Here is a 16,550-nt window from a genome sequence, read left to right as displayed (position 1 = left end):
ATAAATTTAGGGTCTGTTGACATTTACTGTGCAAAAAAGTAGCGGGAAAGTAAAATTCAATCGCCAAACCAAATCTACTTCTCGCTATGCCTCGTACAATGCTGACTGATCAACACTGGTTAAAGCTGAAATCTATTGTCCATAATTTTGGTATTTATCTCAAACATAATCTCAGAAGTTTTATTGAAGTAATTCTCTATAGAATTAGAACTGGCTGTCCTTGGAGAGATTTACCTGAATCCTTTGGTAAATCCAATACGATCTTTAAACGGTTCACCCGATGGTATAAAGATAATAAGCTATTAAAAATATTTAAGTTATTGTCAAAAAATGCTGATCTAGAATGGGTATTTATTGATGCTAGCCATATTCGAGCACATCAACATGCTACAGGACTCAAGGATCAAGCTATTTCAAGAAGCATCGGTGGAAACAGTACTAAAATACATTTAGCCGTAGATTCAAATGGGAACCCAATTCAATTTCTTATTCATGATGGCACAACTCATGATGTGAAAGTTGCTCCTGCATTTGGTTGATAAAATAGACTTAACAGATACGGATGTTCTTAGCGCTGATAAGGGATATGACTCGAAAGCTTTGAGAGAGCAGATAGAAAGAACATCCACAAAAGCAAATATTCCAAAGAAATTCAACACACTTTCGAACAATCATTATATGGATTGGCACTTATATAAAATCAGGCACTTAGTTGAGAACACATTTGCAAGAATCAAGCAATTTAGAGGAATTGCAACACGCTATGACAAGTTAAAGCAGAACTACGAAAATTCAGTTGCTTTAGCTTGTATATTTATTTGGTTACCATTATGAAATGTCAACAGACCCTAATTTTTTTACTGAAACTTTCAAGTATTTTATTGGAAGCCATTGGCAAATAATGATGGCTTTATAATCTATAAAAAGCTAAAAAATTGAGAGTGTCCTAGATTTTTAAGGTTGTTTGTCTCGGATAATCAATCATTCTACGAAGATGATTTTATATTAAATTTTATGAATATTGATTTATGAGGCAGGCCCATTTACATTGGTTTTATAGCGGCATAAATTGACTTTAAAACCGATTTTCGGCATGAAAGAGTTTTATTTTTCGGTAAACTAAAACTAGCCTCCAATCTTTTAATAATAAAGAGCTTTTATCTATATCATGCACTAAATTATTGATGTTCATGCTTTTCATCATAGTCTTGGCGAATACAGCAGCCTGCAACATATTGGCTGCTTCCATCGGTATAAAACTCTTCTTTCCAAACAGGAACTTCATGTTTAACACGCTCGACCGCTTCTTCACAGGCCTGAAATACTTCTCGGCGATGTGGAGCATACGCAATGGCAATAATAGCTTTATCGCCAATGTCTAATGTACCAATCCGATGTACAACTCGAACATAGCGAAGCGCATATTTTTCTTGTATCTCTTGTTCAATCGTTCTTATCATCTTTTCGGCAACAGGTGCATAAGATGTATATTTCAGTGCATGAACCGCGCGTCCTTCATGATGGTTTCGAACCGTACCAATAAAAATACCTGTTCCGCCGCACTCAGGAAATGCTTGAATGCTGTCAAAATTCTCTAAATTGAGAGCAGTATCTTGAATACGAGCAAACTCTAACATCTTAGCCTCCAGCAACAGGTGAAAGTAATACCAAGGTGCTATCTTGTGCTAATCGACTTTGACGCGCCACAATATCTTCACCAATCGCACAAGCACAGCGTTCCAGCAGGTCAGAAGCAGATGGATAACGTATTTTTATTTGATCGAGTACATCAGCAACTAGACTGTTCGGCACACAACTCAGGTTGAGTTCAGCAGGAAGATGCTTTTCAATTGCACCATAAGCCTCGATTTTGATGTGAATGTCCTGTATGTTGCCTCTGTCAAAACGGGTTTAAAAATAGTTTGTTGTCTTCAGTTTATTGGATACTTGTTGATTCACTTTAGTATTATTTAATTTGATCATCAAAATGGAAAAGTCAGTTTGTACAGACAAATAAAACGCCATTTTTCTTATTATTTCGCTATATCTATCTATGACTGATTAGTACTCATGATGTGACTGGACTAAGAGTCTAATGACTTTTGGTAATCGTGCACTTCTTCAAATGAATTGAGGCTGTGGTAAGTCAAATGCGCATTTTGAATATCTAAAGTTTGTGGCGACAGATCGTTGAAACAGTGTTTTAAGCTGAATTGTTGTTGGTGTAAATGCTTATTTAAGGTTTCTAGACTATTGCGTTTTAACAAACAAAAAGGGTAGAGCGCTTGTCCATTGATATTCAGGTAGACAACAGAAGAGCGCGGATGTTGCTCTAATGTGTGATGGAGGCGCGGCAATATGTCTTGTGGAATGTTGGTAATATCACACGGGATAAATAAAATATAATCAGCTTGCACATATGACCATGCCGTTTGCATACCGATTAAAGGCCCTAAAAAACCAGCACTATTATCTTTGAAACAGCGAATATCAGGAATGAACTCACCATATTGCGCATAATCGCGATGACTATTGATCCATATGTCCTGAACTTTTCCATCAAAAGCTGAATATATTTTTAACAACTGCACTTCATGGTCAAATCTTTGCAAAAGCTTATTGACCCCATTCATTCGTGTGGCTTTTCCACCCGCTAAAATCACCAGTGCTGTTGCTGGGTAGTTTTGCATGATTTTGACCTAACATCCGTGTGTAGGGAGATAAATAATGATCGTTCAATATTGAGATGTACGGTCTAAGACAAAGCTGTCCAAGCCTTAGACCGTGTGCAAAAAAGCACTTGGTTTGTATCAGTATCCAATCGATGTTCTTAGATCGAGATGAAATCGACATAGTCCAATGTTACAGGGGCATCAGATCGAACAGGGATTCGAACAATACTATTGGCTCGATTTAAATTACTGAGCATGTGGGATTGTTGTTTGCCGAGTTTGGAAACGGTTAATTGTCCAAACTCGTTGACATCTAATACCATGCGAACCAGTTGCTCACGGCTGTCTTGTTTAATGCTGTCGTTGAAGCGAGCTTTTTTCCAAGCGGGTGCAGGAGACGTAACCCCCTGTAAAGCCGCCAATAATGTCGACACATGTACAGCAAGACAAGTGAGCACAGCAGCAGGGTTCCCAGGCAAGCCAATCAAATAAGAATGATGATGGTCTGTCTGATATTCAGCAAAATACAGCGGTTTACCCGGTTTTTGTGCAACTTGCCAGAAAATCTCTTTTGCACCTAAATCCATTGAAACAGGTCGAATCAAGTCATAATCGCCAACCGAAACACCGCCTGTGGTAATGACTACATTATAATGATTCATGGCATTCGAGAGTGCTTGTGTGAGTATCTTCTCATCATCAATCACATGCTCTAAATGCACTTCAGCAAAACCGTGTTCTTTAAGCCAAGTACGGATCATTGGTGCATTGGCATCGAACACTTTAGATTCATTGTCCAGTTGCGTACTAACTTCATCACCAGTAATAAGCACTGCAATTTTAGGTTGGCGATAAACCTCGACATCCTGAACACCCGCCATACTCAGTGCCGCAATTAAACCGCTGCCTAAACGCTGGCCTTGCTGTGCAAGTGTTGTCCCGATGGACAACTCCTCACCTTGATAACGAATGTCTGCGCCTTTGTCTAAAGCTTGAGTTAGAGTCGCTTGATCATGGCTACGCGTAATAATTTCCTGTCGAGCCACAGTATCTGCTGAGTTTGGCAGCTTGCCCCCAGTAAAAATACGCACTGTTTGACCTGCTTGAATCTCAATATGTTCTTCAACACCTGCACGAATTTCTCCGACCAATTCAAAGCGAGTAATTCCAGCTTGCAAGTCTTCAGAACGCAGCGCATAACCATCAACTGCACTTTGAGTAAATAGAGGCAATGCAACTGTTGATAAAACATCTGCCGCTAAAACATGCCGATGTGCCTGTACTAAAGGCAAAGTAACTACAGGCAATGTTTGGACGGCGCTATAGTGTTCAAGAGCTTGATCGAGTGTAATTAAACCAACGCCAGAGCAACTCATTCATAACCTCCCGGATGAGGTAGATCACGGCAGACATCAAAAATATGAACCAAAGCAGGTAAAATGGCTGCCATAGATTCACTTGCACCGCCACGGCTGCCCGGCAGGGTAATCACCAATGAACGGTCGATAAAACCTGCAACGCCACGTGACATCGCAGCATAAGGGGTACGTTTTTGTCCAAAAGCACGTGCAGCTTCCATCAGTCCATTGAGCTCACGTTCAAGTAAAGGCTCAAGTGTATCTACAGTAATGTCACGCTTTCCGATACCTGTTCCACCCACAGTAATAATGCAGGCATAAGATTGAGTGAGCTCTAAGACCAATGCTTTTAACTGATCGGCTTCGTCAGGTAAAATTTGATAATGAATTGGATCAAAACCAGCTTCGGTTAAGGTCTCGACGACGGAGCGGCCAGCAGTATCGGGTTTACGACCTGCGGCAACGGTATCTGATAGAACCAATACTGCCGCAGAAACAGGCTGACGCAAATGACGTTTAAAGTGTGATTTTCCGCCTTTTTTTAGATCGAGTTTACATTGCTGAATGATCAGCTCATGCGGTTCGCAATGTGGTTTGAGCATGTCGTAAATGGTAAGGGCCGCAATACTGGCAGCGGTCAAAGCTTCCATTTCTACACCTGTCGGCCCAATCGTTTCAACGGTTGCACGAATAACCACACGGTCGACAAGCAGTTCAAAATCAACATCGGCGCGATAAATAGGCAGGGGGTGGCACAGCGGAATCAGTTCATCGGTACGTTTTGCGGCTAAAATCCCAGCAATGCGGGCTGTTTTGAGAGCATCACCTTTTTCGGTATTGCCTTCGGCAAGAAGTTGTAAACAATGTGCAGGGGCAAGCAGTTCAGAGCTTGCAGTTGCAACGCGATAGCTTTCTGGCTTCATGCCAACGTTTTTCATAAAGTATTCCGAAACATTGAAGTGTTGATCTAAAGTTAAAGTGAAACTGTTCGATCAAGAGAAAAAGTTTATGACGTATTTAGATAACACAAAAATAAAAGCGGATACAGTCGAATGACTGACAAACTCAAAATTAACCAGTTGATTAACCCCCTATGGCATGCATACTGATTTTGCGTGTTGGGGCATGTTGATGTTCAATAAACCCCGCTTTTTTATGCCATACCGCGTTCAGAATCTGGGTTTGTAATAAAGCGGGATCTTTTTGTTGAAGTAAATGACGCAGCGGTGTTCCCGTATTGGCAAATAAACAGGTAAAAAGCTCTCCCGTTGCAGTAATACGTAAACGGTCACAGCTTTGACAGAATGGTTTGCTGATGGTGGAAATAATGCCTAATTTGTACTGATCATTAAGCAGATAAATAGTTGCAGGGTCATGTTGTCTGGCTTGTTTCTGAATCTGAAAATGGGGTTCAAGTATTTGGATAATGTTATCTTCAGTGATGACTTTTTTAGGCTGCCAATGTTCAGGTTGATCTAAGGGCATATATTCAATAAAACGTAATGCGATCTTCTGCTGATAAGCCCATTGAGTCAGTTCAAGCACTTCATGATCATTTTGTCCTGCGACTAAAACACAGTTTAATTTTATCGGGAGATTGGCTTGCTGTGCTGCCGCAATGCCTTCGAGAACAGGTGCTATCGGACGTTTGGTCATGTTCATAAACGTGTCTGCATGAATGCTATCGAGGCTGATATTGAGATCATCTAGTCCTGCTTCTTTTAGCGCTCGTGCATACTTGTTTAAATAGGAAGCATTGCTGGTCATGGAAATACGCTCTAAGCCCTGTGCCTTGAGTCGATTCAAAGCATCAATAAAATTGACCACGCCTTGACGCATCAAAGGCTCGCCACCTGTTAAACGAATGTGCCGAATGCCTAAACTGACCATCATTTCACAAAACGTTAACAGCTCTTCAAAGCTCAAGATGTCTTTTTTGGCTAACCACTCAGGGGTATCTGGCATGCAATAACTACAACGAAAGTTACAACGGTCTGTCAGAGATATTCGGAGTTTATGTTTATGACGGCCAAATTGATCGATCAGTTGCGCTGACCTATGTTTTAAGGGTGTAGTCGTCGAACCGTCCATAGTCGCTCCACTTCGTATTTACATACGATTTAGTTTTTATAAACGAGAGTATGAAATGTTTTATTTCAAAGATCAAACGGAGTCTTGAAGTAGCTTAGTTCGTTCATTTTCAAAAAATGAGTGAGTGTTCCCTGAACGCAATCCATTAAGTCTTTGCCCTTTGTAATAATTAATCTATTGAAATTGCATGCCAAAAGGGTGATATTTTTGATCATAAGTGTTTTGGAATTGTGCCAAGAAACGCGGGCATGATGAATAAGAAATAGACAACAAAAAAGGGATGAGAAATCCAAATCGCTTGCAACTATTAGCAAAGCGAACAGTGAATTGATCATTGCAGAAATTTTTACCGAAGATAAATATTGAGGGCGGTGAGATGGAAAACACTGAAGATAAAAAGCATGACGATGAAGAAACCAGCTATGCACGAATCGAGCCTTATAACAATCCTGCGGGTGGTTGGGGGGCATTGTTAAGTGTTGCAAGAAACTTAAAGAGACAGGAAGTTTTCAAAAAAGGTGCGATTACGCTCCTCAATATTAACCAACCCACGGGTTTTGACTGTCCGGGCTGTGCATGGCCTGAAAAGAAAGATGCGCACGCCTTTAACTTTTGTGAAAATGGCGCCAAAGCCGTTGCCTTTGAAGCAACTTCAAAACGTGTTACGGCTGAATTTTTTGCAACCCATACAGTCAGTTGGCTGTCTGAACAAAGTGATTTCTTGCTTGAAGATTCAGGTCGTCTAACCGACCCAATGCGCTATGACAGCGCAACCGATAAATATGTGCCCATCTCATGGGATGATGCTTTTGCTTTAATTGCAAAACATTTAAATGCCTTGGATCATCCAGATCAAGCGGCATTTTATACTTCGGGTCGTGCCAGTAATGAAGCAGCATTTCTGTATCAACTCTTTGTCCGTGCTTTTGGTACCAATAATTTCCCAGACTGTTCCAATATGTGCCATGAGACCACCAGTGTTGGCTTACGTGACTCAATTGGTTTGGGTAAGGGAACGGTGACTTTAGAAGATTTTGATATCGCCGATGCGATTTTCAGTTTTGGGCATAATCCGGGCACCAACCATCCGCGGATGCTGGGGACTTTACGTGAAGTGTCGCGTCGTGGTGGCAATATTGTTGCAATTAACCCCTTAAAAGAACGCGGTTTAGAGCGCTTCCAAGATCCTCAAGCGCCTATTGAGATGATGACCAATGGCAGTACACCTATTAGTCGTTATTATTTCCAACCCAACGTGGGCGGTGACTATGCGCTCATGTTTGGGATGCTGAAACATTTACGTGAATGGGACATTCAAGCACTGGCAGCTGGGAAAAAGAGCGTTTTTGACCGATCTTTTATCGAAATGAATACAGTCGGTTTCGATGCCATGATGGAAGAAATAGATCGTACTGCATGGTCCGATATTCATGCACATACGGGACTTAGCCCTGAGCATTTAGAATCTTTAGCTAAAATGTATTTGGATGCCAAAACGGCCATTTTCTGTTGGGGCATGGGGATTACACAGCATCGACACGGGACTGCAAATGTACATATGCTCGCGAACTTAATGTTGGCAAGAGGGCATATTGGTCGTCCAGGGGCAGGTTTAGCTCCGATTCGTGGGCACAGTAATGTGCAGGGCGATCGAACCATGGGGATCAATGAACGACCAAGCCCAAAATTGCTGGATAGTCTGGACCGAGTATTCGGCATTAAGTCGCCACGTGAACATGGTTTTGGCGTGGTGGATACCATTCAGGCCATGTATGAAGGTGGTGTAAAAGTCTTTATTGGTTTAGGTGGTAACTTTGCTGTTGCCACCCCAGATACACCTTATACCGAAGAAGGCTTACGTCGTTGTAATTTAACGGTACAGATTGCAACTAAGTTGAATCGTAGCCATTTGGTTTGTGGTAAAGAGGCATTACTTTTACCCTGTTTGGGCCGTACCGAAATTGATATGCAACAGCATGGGCCACAGGCAGTGAGTGTTGAGGATTCCATGAGTAATGTGCATCTTTCAGCAGGGCGTAATGAACCTGCATCCAAGAATCTCCTTTCAGAGCCTGACATTGTGGTGCGTATGGCGGCAGCCGTCTTGCCAGACAGTGATATCAAGTGGAAATGGTATATAGAAAGTTATGACCGTATCCGAGATTCGATTGAAGAGGTGTTTGATGAATTCCATGATTTTAATGCACGCGTCTATCAGCCGGGTGGCTTTCACTTAGAGCATCCAGCCAATCAGCATGTGTGGAATACGCCTGTAGGCAAGGCACAGTTTTTAATTACGCCGTTGGCTGAAGTGTATGCTGATAAAGAGAATAAATACGCTGAACAATATACAGGGGCCAAAGTCTATACCCTAATGACCACACGCTCTCATGACCAATACAATACAACCTTGTATGGACTCGATGACCGTTATCGTGGGGTATTTGGTCAGCGCCGTGTCTTGTTTATGAATGCCGAAGATATCGCTGCGGCTGGTTTTGTTGCAGATCAATGGGTGGATATCGAAAGTATTTATTCGGACGGTGTTAAACGTGTGGTTCAAAGCTTCCGTATCGTACCGTATAACATTCCACGAGGTAGCCTCGCAGCCTATTATCCGGAGACCAATCCATTGGTTGCGCTCAGTAGTCATGATAAACACGCCAAAATACCGGCTTCGAAAAGCGTGCCTGTGATTTTACATGCAGGTCAAGCTCCTGAACATTTCAACTTGGCACAAGCCGTTGATCCTGAAGATGCCAATCAGATCGTGAATCGAGTTGGCTAGTTGATTCAATGCTGAAATGGCGCCTGATTTGCAGGTGTCATTTTTTGCATGATTGAAAGGTTTAGTGTTTAGGGGAGATTGGAAAATTATTATGGATATTCGGGCGTCTAAGTTGAGTTCTCTGGGGTATGAAACTGTTGATATCCAGCGTTTAAGTGAAAATAGAGCTGTTGAACAATCTGATTTTGTGGTGCAAGAATATCCTATTGCCTTGGTTTATAATGGGATTTCCCATGCAGTAATGATGGCAACGCCAGCAGATATTGAAGTTTTTGCGAAAGGCTTTAGCTTGTCTGAAGGTATTTTGACGAGTTTGAAAGAGCTTTATTCTTTAGACATACACGAAACGGAATTTGGAATCCAAGTCGAAATGACGATTTCTGCCCGCGCCTTTATGGCGCTCAAACAACATCGACGGATGATGGTTGGACGCACGGGTTGTGGTCTCTGTGGAATTGAAAGTTTACAGCAGCTTCATTTGGATTTACCTCAAGTTACCACGCAAGTTACTGAGTCATGGTTGGCTCAAATCCCCCAAGCCATTGCTCAACTCAATACCCGACAGAAAATCACCCAAATGACGGGCGGTGCACATGCGGCTGCATGGGTTGAAGCGGGGGAAATAGTGGCTTTGTTTGAAGACGTAGGCCGACACAATGCTTTAGATAAACTATTGGGTTATATTGCAGAACATCATTATGATGTAAATCAAGGTTTTGTCGTGATGACCAGTCGCGCCAGTTATGAGTTGATTCGTAAGTGTGCTCAACTGAATATTGCCTTGCTGGCGTGTATTTCAGCCCCAACCAGTATGGCGATTAATATGGCAAAGCAGTCAGGTTTGACCTTAGCGAGTTTTTGCCGCGGTAATGGTTTTGTTTTATATACTTGATATTTAAAATTTTGCTGTATAAAAAGTAAAAGGTTTTTCTTTAGGTCATCTGCTTTGATGATAGGTCTTTATTTGAGTGAATGTATGCAAGACGTCAAATTAAAATTACAGCTCAGAATACTTCTCAATCAAGACATTGCCTTTGGGCCAGGTAAGGCCGAGTTATTGGAAGAAATTCGCCGTACAGGTTCAATTTCTCAAGCTGCAAAAAGTATGAATATGAGCTACCGCCGTGCATGGCAGTTGGTTGAAACCATGAATCATAGCTTTCAGTCAGGATTGGTCGAAACTCAAAAAGGTGGAACGCATGGTGGTGGGGCAAAACTCACGGACTTGGGCGAAAGTATTTTAAGTCAATTTAGACAGATGGAAATAAAAGCACGCGTTGCGATTGAGCAGGATTTTGAAGAAATAGCTCAACACCTGAAACAATAATCTATTTAGTTCAACTAAATACTTCTCGTATTGATTCATGACATACACGAATAAGCTTCCTCTATTTGATAAAACCTCTTATCTATTCACTCGATTGCAAGAGCAGTATCAGTCACGTGATTAAGATACAAACCCTTTAACTTGAACGATAAATAATCTGTTTCTGGAATTGACGTTGCTTATGTATCAATATATTTTTGAAAACATATCGGTCAATTTATAACGCTTAAGGGGAACATGGTGCTGCTCAATTTTAAGAATAAGTATATGCAATATGCGATGTTATGTTGTGGTTTGACTCTTGCGGCACAGGTACATGCAGAGCAAGCTATCACCGTTTATGCAGCAGCCAGCTTGACCAATGCTATAGCAGATGTTGATGCAATGTTTGAACAACAAAAAAGAGTACGCGTGAAAACCTCTTATGCAGGGTCATCGACTTTGGCCAAGCAAATTGAAGCGGGTGCACCTACGGATGTTTTTATTTCGGCAGATGAACAATGGATGAATTATCTGCAAAATAAAAAGTTAATTGTACCGAATAAACGTGTGAATTTATTGGGCAATCGGCTCGTTCTGATTTCACCAAAAGCTAAGCCTGTCAAAATAAAAATGGATAAAAGTTTTGATCCTTCTACCGCCTTTCAGGGCAAGCTTTGTACAGGTGACACCAAAAGTGTTCCTGTAGGAAAATATGGGAAACAGGCGCTGACCGCACTAGGATGGTGGTCAAAACTTGAACCCAGATTGGTTGAAACTGAAGATGTCAGAGCTGCGCTCAACTTTGTAGCACGTGGTGAATGTCAGCTTGGCATTGTCTATGCAACCGATGCTGCCATCAGTAAAGATGTCACCGTCGTTGGCGTTTTCCCTATCAGCATCCATACCCCGATTGTTTATCCCTTAGGTCTTGTCAAAAATAATCCAGATGCGTTAGCTTTTTATCAGTTTGTACAAAGTAAACAAGCACATGCAGTCTTTAAAAAATATGGCTTTACCGTTTTATCTGCTGCTAAGTGATGATGTTTTCTTTATCGGCTGAAGAAATAGAGGTACTGAAGTTATCCTGCCAAGTGGCTGCAACCTGTTTGGCATTTAGCCTGATCCCTGCATTGGCAGTGGGTTGGGTTTTGGCACGTAAAGAGTTTTTTGGCAAATCCTTATTTGAAACCTTTATTTTCTTGCCTCTGGTGCTGCCGCCTGTGGTGCCGGGATATTTGCTATTACAGGTTTTTGGAGGAAACGGGATACTGGGTAAGTATCTTGAGCCCTTTGGACTCAATTTTGCATTTAACTGGAAAGGCGCAGTTTTGGCCTCAGCCGTGATGGGCTTTCCACTCTTGGTTCAATCGATTCGTTTGGCCATAGAGTTGGTGGATCAACGTCTAGAAATGGCGGCGAAAACGCTCGGTGCTTCCTCCTTGGGCACTTTTTTTTATGTCACTTTGCCTTTAGCCAGCAGTGGCATATTGGTGGGGGCGATTTTATGTTTTTGTCGCAGTTTGGGCGAGTTTGGCGCAACCATTACCTTTGTCGGTAATATTGCAGGCGAGACCAGAACTTTGCCTTTGGCCATGTATAGCCTGATGCAGCAACCTGACACAGAACAGGCAGTCTGGCGACTGATTATTCTGTCATTAACTGTGGCATTTTTGGCGTTATGGTTTGCCCAGTGGTTCCATCGCTATCAGAAAAACAAGCGAGGACATTAAGACGATGATTGACTGTCATATTCAGTTAAATTTAGGCAAATTTAAACTCGATCAGACATTTTCATCTGAACATCATGTCGTTGGTTTATTTGGGGCTTCAGGTTCAGGAAAAACCAGTATTTTGCATGCCATTGCAGGACTTAATACTCCAGTCAAGGGCTGGATTAAAATCAATCATCAGACATGGTTTGATGCTGAAAATAAGATCAATTTAAATGTGCAGCAACGTCATGTTGGTTTGGTTTTTCAGGATGCACAACTGTTTCCACATATGACGGTGATGCAAAATTTATTGTTTGGTTATAAGCGCATTCGGTTTGAAAATCGACGTTTTGATCCCGATTATATTATTGAACTGCTTAAACTCGACCATTTACTCAGTCGTATGCCGACGAAGCTTTCAGGTGGTGAAAAGCAGCGTGTTGCATTAGGTCGGGCACTGTTGTATTCGCCAAATTTATTATTATTAGATGAACCCTTGTCTGCGTTAGACGCTGCACATAAACAGGAAATCCTTCCTTTTTTTCAAACCGTCCAACATGAAACCCATATCCCGATGCTGTATGTCAGCCATGATATAGATGAAATTAAGCAGCTGACCGAAGCAGTTTGGTTGCTTTAATCGAACACATTTCAGCTTCAACTTTTCAATAGAGAACGAATTAAAACAGAAAAAAGGCTTCCATATTAGCTTAGGATTATTCGGTGCCATTTTTATAAACAGACGGGGCTTGACCTGTCCAGCGTTTAAATGCCCGACGAAATTCACGTACTTCACTAAAACCTAAAGCTTGGCTAATGTCACCAATGGAGAGATTATTTTCAAGCATCTGTTTCGCTTTTCGCTCTAACACGGTTTGTCGAATTTGCTGAAAACTAATGCCTTCTAGCAATAAGGAGCGTCGAAGATGACGCTCACTCCTTTGTAAATAGTTTGATGCGAGTTGCATATCAAAGCGTACAGGAAGGTGCTGATCGATGAGCTGGTCTAATAAATACGAATATTGTGCATGATTGAGCTGATCAATTTCTTGCTGTGCACGTTCACAAATCTGGATGGCAGTTGCATAGTTGGCAGGGCTATAAGTTTTGAGTGGGCGCTCTAGCATACTTCGTTTAAATCGAATGACATTTCTGTCTGCATTAAAGTGAATCGGGCAGGAGACAATTTTTTGATATTCGGCAAGATGCGTGTTCGGAGAATAGCTCAGCTCTAACAGAATAATATCTTGATGATCGCCTAACATGGCATTGAGGCAGGCCATGATGCTACTTAGCAGTTCATCACAGAAAAATATTTTAAGGTTTGTCGGTGTAATATTTTCGATGAACTCTAATTCAACGCTTTCCTCAAAAATTTTAAAGTTTAAGTTTAAAACACTACCTGAAACTTGATGGTAACGTAGGGCAATCTCTAAGGCATCCGCTACAGTTTTACAGGATTGCATGGCAAAACCTAAAATACCCATTGAAATCAAGCCTTCACTACTGCCAATTTTTAAGCCTAAGCTAGGTTGCTGGCTCGAAACCAAGGCATTCTGAATCACATGACATAACTGAGTAAAACTCACATAACCATGTGCTTGCTGGATTTGATTGATATTCACGCCTGAATGCTGAAACCACGTGCTGTAATCCCAATGTTGCTGTTCTGCATAATGTAGCAGTCCAGCCAATATTGTGGGTGGGATATATTGCCGTGTATGAACGGTGTAATTCGACTGTTTAGGCATAAGTCCGTTTTGCCCCCCTGAATAGCGATCATTCAACCCTTTTTGGTATCTCATAATTTTGTTTAACTTTCAATATGCCAAAGCGCAGATCAATTCAACGTAGTGATGAAAGGAAAATCAAATGAAGCCAAAGGATTGGACAAAGCAAGAAAATCAAATGAGTCAGCTGAGTAAAGAGTATTTACTGGGCAAATGTGGAGTGAGTCGTCCATGAAAACTCAAGAGAGATATACGTGGTCGAACTGGTCAGGGTTTCAACAGGCTCATCCACAACACATTTTGCACCCTGACAATGTATTGGAGTTACAGCATATTGTACAAAGTCACCCGAAAATACGGGTTGTGGGGGCAGGACATTCCTTTACCCCCCTAGTATGTACCGATGCGACTTTGGTGTCATTGAACCAAATTTCTGGTGTGGCTTCATCTGATACAGCCCACTGTCGGTGCAGTCTTTATGCAGGGACTCGATTGTACAATTTGGATCAATATCTAGAACCCATCAATCAAGCTTTGATGAACCAAGGCGATATCGACCAGCAGAGCCTTGCGGGTGCGGTCTCAACAGGAACACATGGTACAGGTGCAGATTTACACTGTATTTCAGCTTATGTGGAAGATTTTGATTTATTAACTGCTTCCGGTGAAATTCTTAACTGTAATCGTACAGAAAATCCAGAAATCTTTGCGGCTGGACGTGTCTCATTAGGTAGTCTGGGTATTTTGACCAAAATTACCATGCAAAATCGTCCGCGCTTTAAATTGAAGGAACATATTCAGCTTTGTACAGTAGCAGACATGATGCAGTTTATTCAGCAATGGAAACATCAGCATCGACATATTGAATGTTTTGTTTTTTCCCATGCTGAAAAACTGATGCTAAAAACCTTAGATGAGACAGATGAAGAGCTACAACCTCGTAAAGAAAGCTATCCATCGGAAGATACGTTGTTAACAGTCTGCTCTGAATTAATCAAAAACGTTCCATCCTTGAATCCTTATGTGCAAAAACTGTTAGGCACTTTTGTTAAACCAACAACAGCAGTGGATTGGTCAAGCAAGATCTTTCCGACAGTACGTAATACGAAATTTAATGAAATGGAGTATCAGATTCCTGTTGATGATGGTTTGGATTGTTTAGAAGAGGTATTAGCGGCATTACGACACCATAAGGTTGCGACCTTTTTTCCGCTCGAGTTTCGTTTTGTCAAAGGGGATGATATTTGGATCAGTCCGTTTTATCAGCAAGACTCTATTTCGATATCGGTACATCAATATCATAAGCAAGACCCACGGTTAATTTTTGATATTGTGGAGCCTATTTTTCAGAAATATAAGGGACGACCCCATTGGGGCAAAATGCACAGTATGACGGCAACGCAGCTTCGAAGTTTATATCCAAAGTGGGACGATTTTCTTGCATTACGTCAGCAGTTGGACCCTGAGCGCAAGTTTTTAAACCCTTATTTAGAGCAGTTATTTTTGGGATGATTGGGGCGATGACTTGAGGTGAGTAGGCTATGGCTAAAGTGTAGGGCTGTATGGTTCGCTAATCACAAGCCTGACGATGAGCTCTACACTAAAGCTCAAATTGATGGCTTTGGCTTTTAGCAATAGGTCATACGCTTAGTAAGCTGGTTTAAGTTGGCCGCTTTTATTCAGAATAGGACAAAAAGAATGTTGGATCATTATTTTAAAACACTCAATTCAGACTTAAAAACACAAGGGATTGCGACACCCCAACTGATTGTAGATGACGCTGCATTACAACAGAACCTCCAATATATTCAAACGAAGCTTGTTCAGGTGGAACAGTTAAAACCACGTTTAGTGGTCAAATCGTTGGCCAGCCTAAATTTACTCCAATTGCTGTCGGAGAAGTTGAATACACAGCGTTTTATGGTCTTTCATCTGCCACATATCCAGTTGATATTAGAAAATTTCACAGCAGTTGATCTTTTATTGGGTAAGCCCATGCCTGCCCAAGCAGCTCGCACTTTTTATGCACAAAACTCAGCTTGGACAAAGGCAAATATTCAGTGGCTAGTCGATACTAAAGAACGGTTGTTGCAATATTTAGAGATAGCCAAAGACTATGCCATAAGTCTGCACGTGAATATTGAAATTGATGTGGGCTTACATCGGGGTGGGGTGCAGTCTGAAAAGAAACTCGCTGAAATGTTAAGCGTGATCCAGCAATATCCAGAATATTTAAAACTGTCAGGCTTGATGGGCTACGATGCGCATGTCACTAAAATACCATTAATCATCAAAACACCAGATCAGGCCTATCAAGAGTCGCAGCAGATGTATTTAAATTATCAAAAGGTCATTCAAATGCAGTTTCCAGCCCTTTGGAATAGTGATCTTTGTTTTAATGGTGGCGGTAGTCCGACCTTTACTTTTCATGTCTCAAAGAGCGTTTGTAATGATCTATCTTTTGGTTCGATGCTGCTCAAACCCAGCGACTTTGAAAGTGAATCATTAAAGTCTTTACAGCCTGCGTTATGGATTGCGACTCCTGTGCTAAAAGTTCTGCCTTTTGCGCAATTACCTGCAATGTCTTTATTGAATAAATTACCGCATAAATCGAAAGCACTGTTTATTTATGGTGGTTATTGGCTGGCGGATTATGTTTATCCCAATCAGTGTCGTCCGCATCTATTGTATGGGCGGAGCAGTAATCAAGAGTTGGTCAATGTTTCTAGAAATTGCGATATTCAAGTGGATGATTTTGTGTTTTTAAGGCCTACACAGAGTGAAGCGATTCTTCCTCAGTTTTCAGAATTAAAACTGTATAAACAGCATGCTTTTGAAACATGGCAAACTTTTCGAGAATAATAAAAGCCACTCAATCGAGTGGCTTTTA

Annotated in this window: 16 protein-coding genes; 9 read left to right on the top strand and 7 right to left on the bottom strand. The window is 41.4% G+C overall.

What is annotated here, in order from left to right:
- The first annotated feature begins 86 nt into the window (after positions 1-86).
- A protein-coding gene (locus AC0KVP_RS12875) for an IS5 family transposase (RefSeq protein ID WP_473337137.1) occupies positions 87-834 on the top strand; the annotation gives its coding sequence in 2 pieces (ribosomal slippage) (positions 87-527 and positions 529-834; 747 coding nt in all).
- 344 nt (positions 835-1,178) lie between these two features.
- Here AC0KVP_RS12875 and AC0KVP_RS12870 read toward each other — a convergent pair.
- The 6 genes from AC0KVP_RS12870 to moaA all read right to left on the bottom strand — a co-directional run bounded on the left by AC0KVP_RS12870 (position 1,179) and on the right by moaA (position 6,121).
- Positions 1,179-1,637, bottom strand: a complete 459-nt coding sequence (locus AC0KVP_RS12870; RefSeq protein WP_473337135.1) for a molybdenum cofactor biosynthesis protein MoaE — start codon at positions 1,635-1,637, stop codon at positions 1,179-1,181.
- Position 1,638: 1 nt separating this feature from the next.
- Complete coding sequence (locus tag AC0KVP_RS12865; protein WP_151836062.1) at positions 1,639-1,890, bottom strand: MoaD/ThiS family protein; 252 nt, start codon at positions 1,888-1,890, stop codon at positions 1,639-1,641.
- Between the two features lie 194 nt (positions 1,891-2,084).
- On the bottom strand, positions 2,085-2,690 hold the full coding sequence (locus AC0KVP_RS12860) for a molybdenum cofactor guanylyltransferase (protein ID WP_473337133.1): 606 nt from the start codon (positions 2,688-2,690) through the stop codon (positions 2,085-2,087).
- 140 nt (positions 2,691-2,830) lie between these two features.
- Positions 2,831-4,048, bottom strand: a complete 1,218-nt coding sequence (locus tag AC0KVP_RS12855) for a molybdopterin molybdotransferase MoeA (protein ID WP_473337132.1) — start codon at positions 4,046-4,048, stop codon at positions 2,831-2,833.
- Positions 4,045-4,968 carry a bifunctional molybdenum cofactor biosynthesis protein MoaC/MoaB gene (gene moaCB / locus AC0KVP_RS12850; protein WP_279735445.1) on the bottom strand — a complete coding sequence of 308 codons (924 nt, stop codon included), beginning with the start codon at positions 4,966-4,968 and terminating at the stop codon, positions 4,045-4,047. Before moaCB ends, AC0KVP_RS12855 begins: the two co-directional genes overlap by 4 nt.
- 145 nt (positions 4,969-5,113) lie before the next feature.
- Positions 5,114-6,121: a GTP 3',8-cyclase MoaA gene (gene moaA, locus AC0KVP_RS12845; protein ID WP_473337130.1), complete on the bottom strand. Its 1,008-nt coding sequence runs from the start codon at positions 6,119-6,121 to the stop codon at positions 5,114-5,116.
- A 376-nt stretch (positions 6,122-6,497) separates the two neighbouring features.
- Here moaA and AC0KVP_RS12840 point away from each other — a divergent pair, with 376 nt between their 5' ends.
- The 6 genes from AC0KVP_RS12840 (at position 6,498) to AC0KVP_RS12815 (ending at position 12,570) form a co-directional block, all read left to right on the top strand.
- Positions 6,498-8,909, top strand: coding sequence for an FdhF/YdeP family oxidoreductase (locus AC0KVP_RS12840; RefSeq protein WP_473337128.1), 2,412 nt, complete (start codon positions 6,498-6,500; stop codon positions 8,907-8,909).
- 91 nt (positions 8,910-9,000) lie between these two features.
- A complete protein-coding gene (gene fdhD, locus AC0KVP_RS12835) occupies positions 9,001-9,801 on the top strand; it encodes a formate dehydrogenase accessory sulfurtransferase FdhD (RefSeq protein ID WP_473337125.1) in 801 nt (266 codons plus the stop codon).
- An 84-nt stretch (positions 9,802-9,885) separates the two neighbouring features.
- Entirely contained in the window at positions 9,886-10,236 is a 351-nt protein-coding gene (locus tag AC0KVP_RS12830) for a winged helix-turn-helix domain-containing protein (protein WP_078389621.1), read from the top strand.
- A 279-nt stretch (positions 10,237-10,515) separates the two neighbouring features.
- Entirely contained in the window at positions 10,516-11,256 is a 741-nt protein-coding gene (modA, locus tag AC0KVP_RS12825) for a molybdate ABC transporter substrate-binding protein (RefSeq protein ID WP_473340527.1), read from the top strand.
- On the top strand, positions 11,256-11,948 hold the full coding sequence (modB, locus tag AC0KVP_RS12820; RefSeq protein ID WP_004982482.1) for a molybdate ABC transporter permease subunit: 693 nt from the start codon (positions 11,256-11,258) through the stop codon (positions 11,946-11,948). Before modA ends, modB begins: the two co-directional genes overlap by 1 nt.
- Positions 11,949-11,952: 4 nt before the next feature.
- Positions 11,953-12,570, top strand: a complete 618-nt coding sequence (locus tag AC0KVP_RS12815; RefSeq protein ID WP_473337122.1) for an ATP-binding cassette domain-containing protein — start codon at positions 11,953-11,955, stop codon at positions 12,568-12,570.
- Between the two features lie 76 nt (positions 12,571-12,646).
- Here the strand turns inward: AC0KVP_RS12815 and AC0KVP_RS12810 are convergent, their stop codons facing one another.
- On the bottom strand, positions 12,647-13,735 hold the full coding sequence (locus AC0KVP_RS12810; protein WP_473337120.1) for an AraC family transcriptional regulator: 1,089 nt from the start codon (positions 13,733-13,735) through the stop codon (positions 12,647-12,649).
- Between the two features lie 156 nt (positions 13,736-13,891).
- On the opposite strand from AC0KVP_RS12810, the gene AC0KVP_RS12805 reads away from it, so the two are divergent.
- Positions 13,892-15,172, top strand: a complete 1,281-nt coding sequence (locus tag AC0KVP_RS12805; RefSeq protein ID WP_473337118.1) for a D-arabinono-1,4-lactone oxidase — start codon at positions 13,892-13,894, stop codon at positions 15,170-15,172.
- Between the two features lie 186 nt (positions 15,173-15,358).
- Positions 15,359-16,522 carry an alanine racemase gene (locus AC0KVP_RS12800; protein WP_473337116.1) on the top strand — a complete coding sequence of 388 codons (1,164 nt, stop codon included), beginning with the start codon at positions 15,359-15,361 and terminating at the stop codon, positions 16,520-16,522.
- Positions 16,523-16,550 lie beyond the last annotated feature (28 nt).

Source organism: Acinetobacter sp. DL27 (genome assembly GCF_055810995.1).
This window is presented reverse-complemented; position numbering and strand designations above follow the sequence as displayed.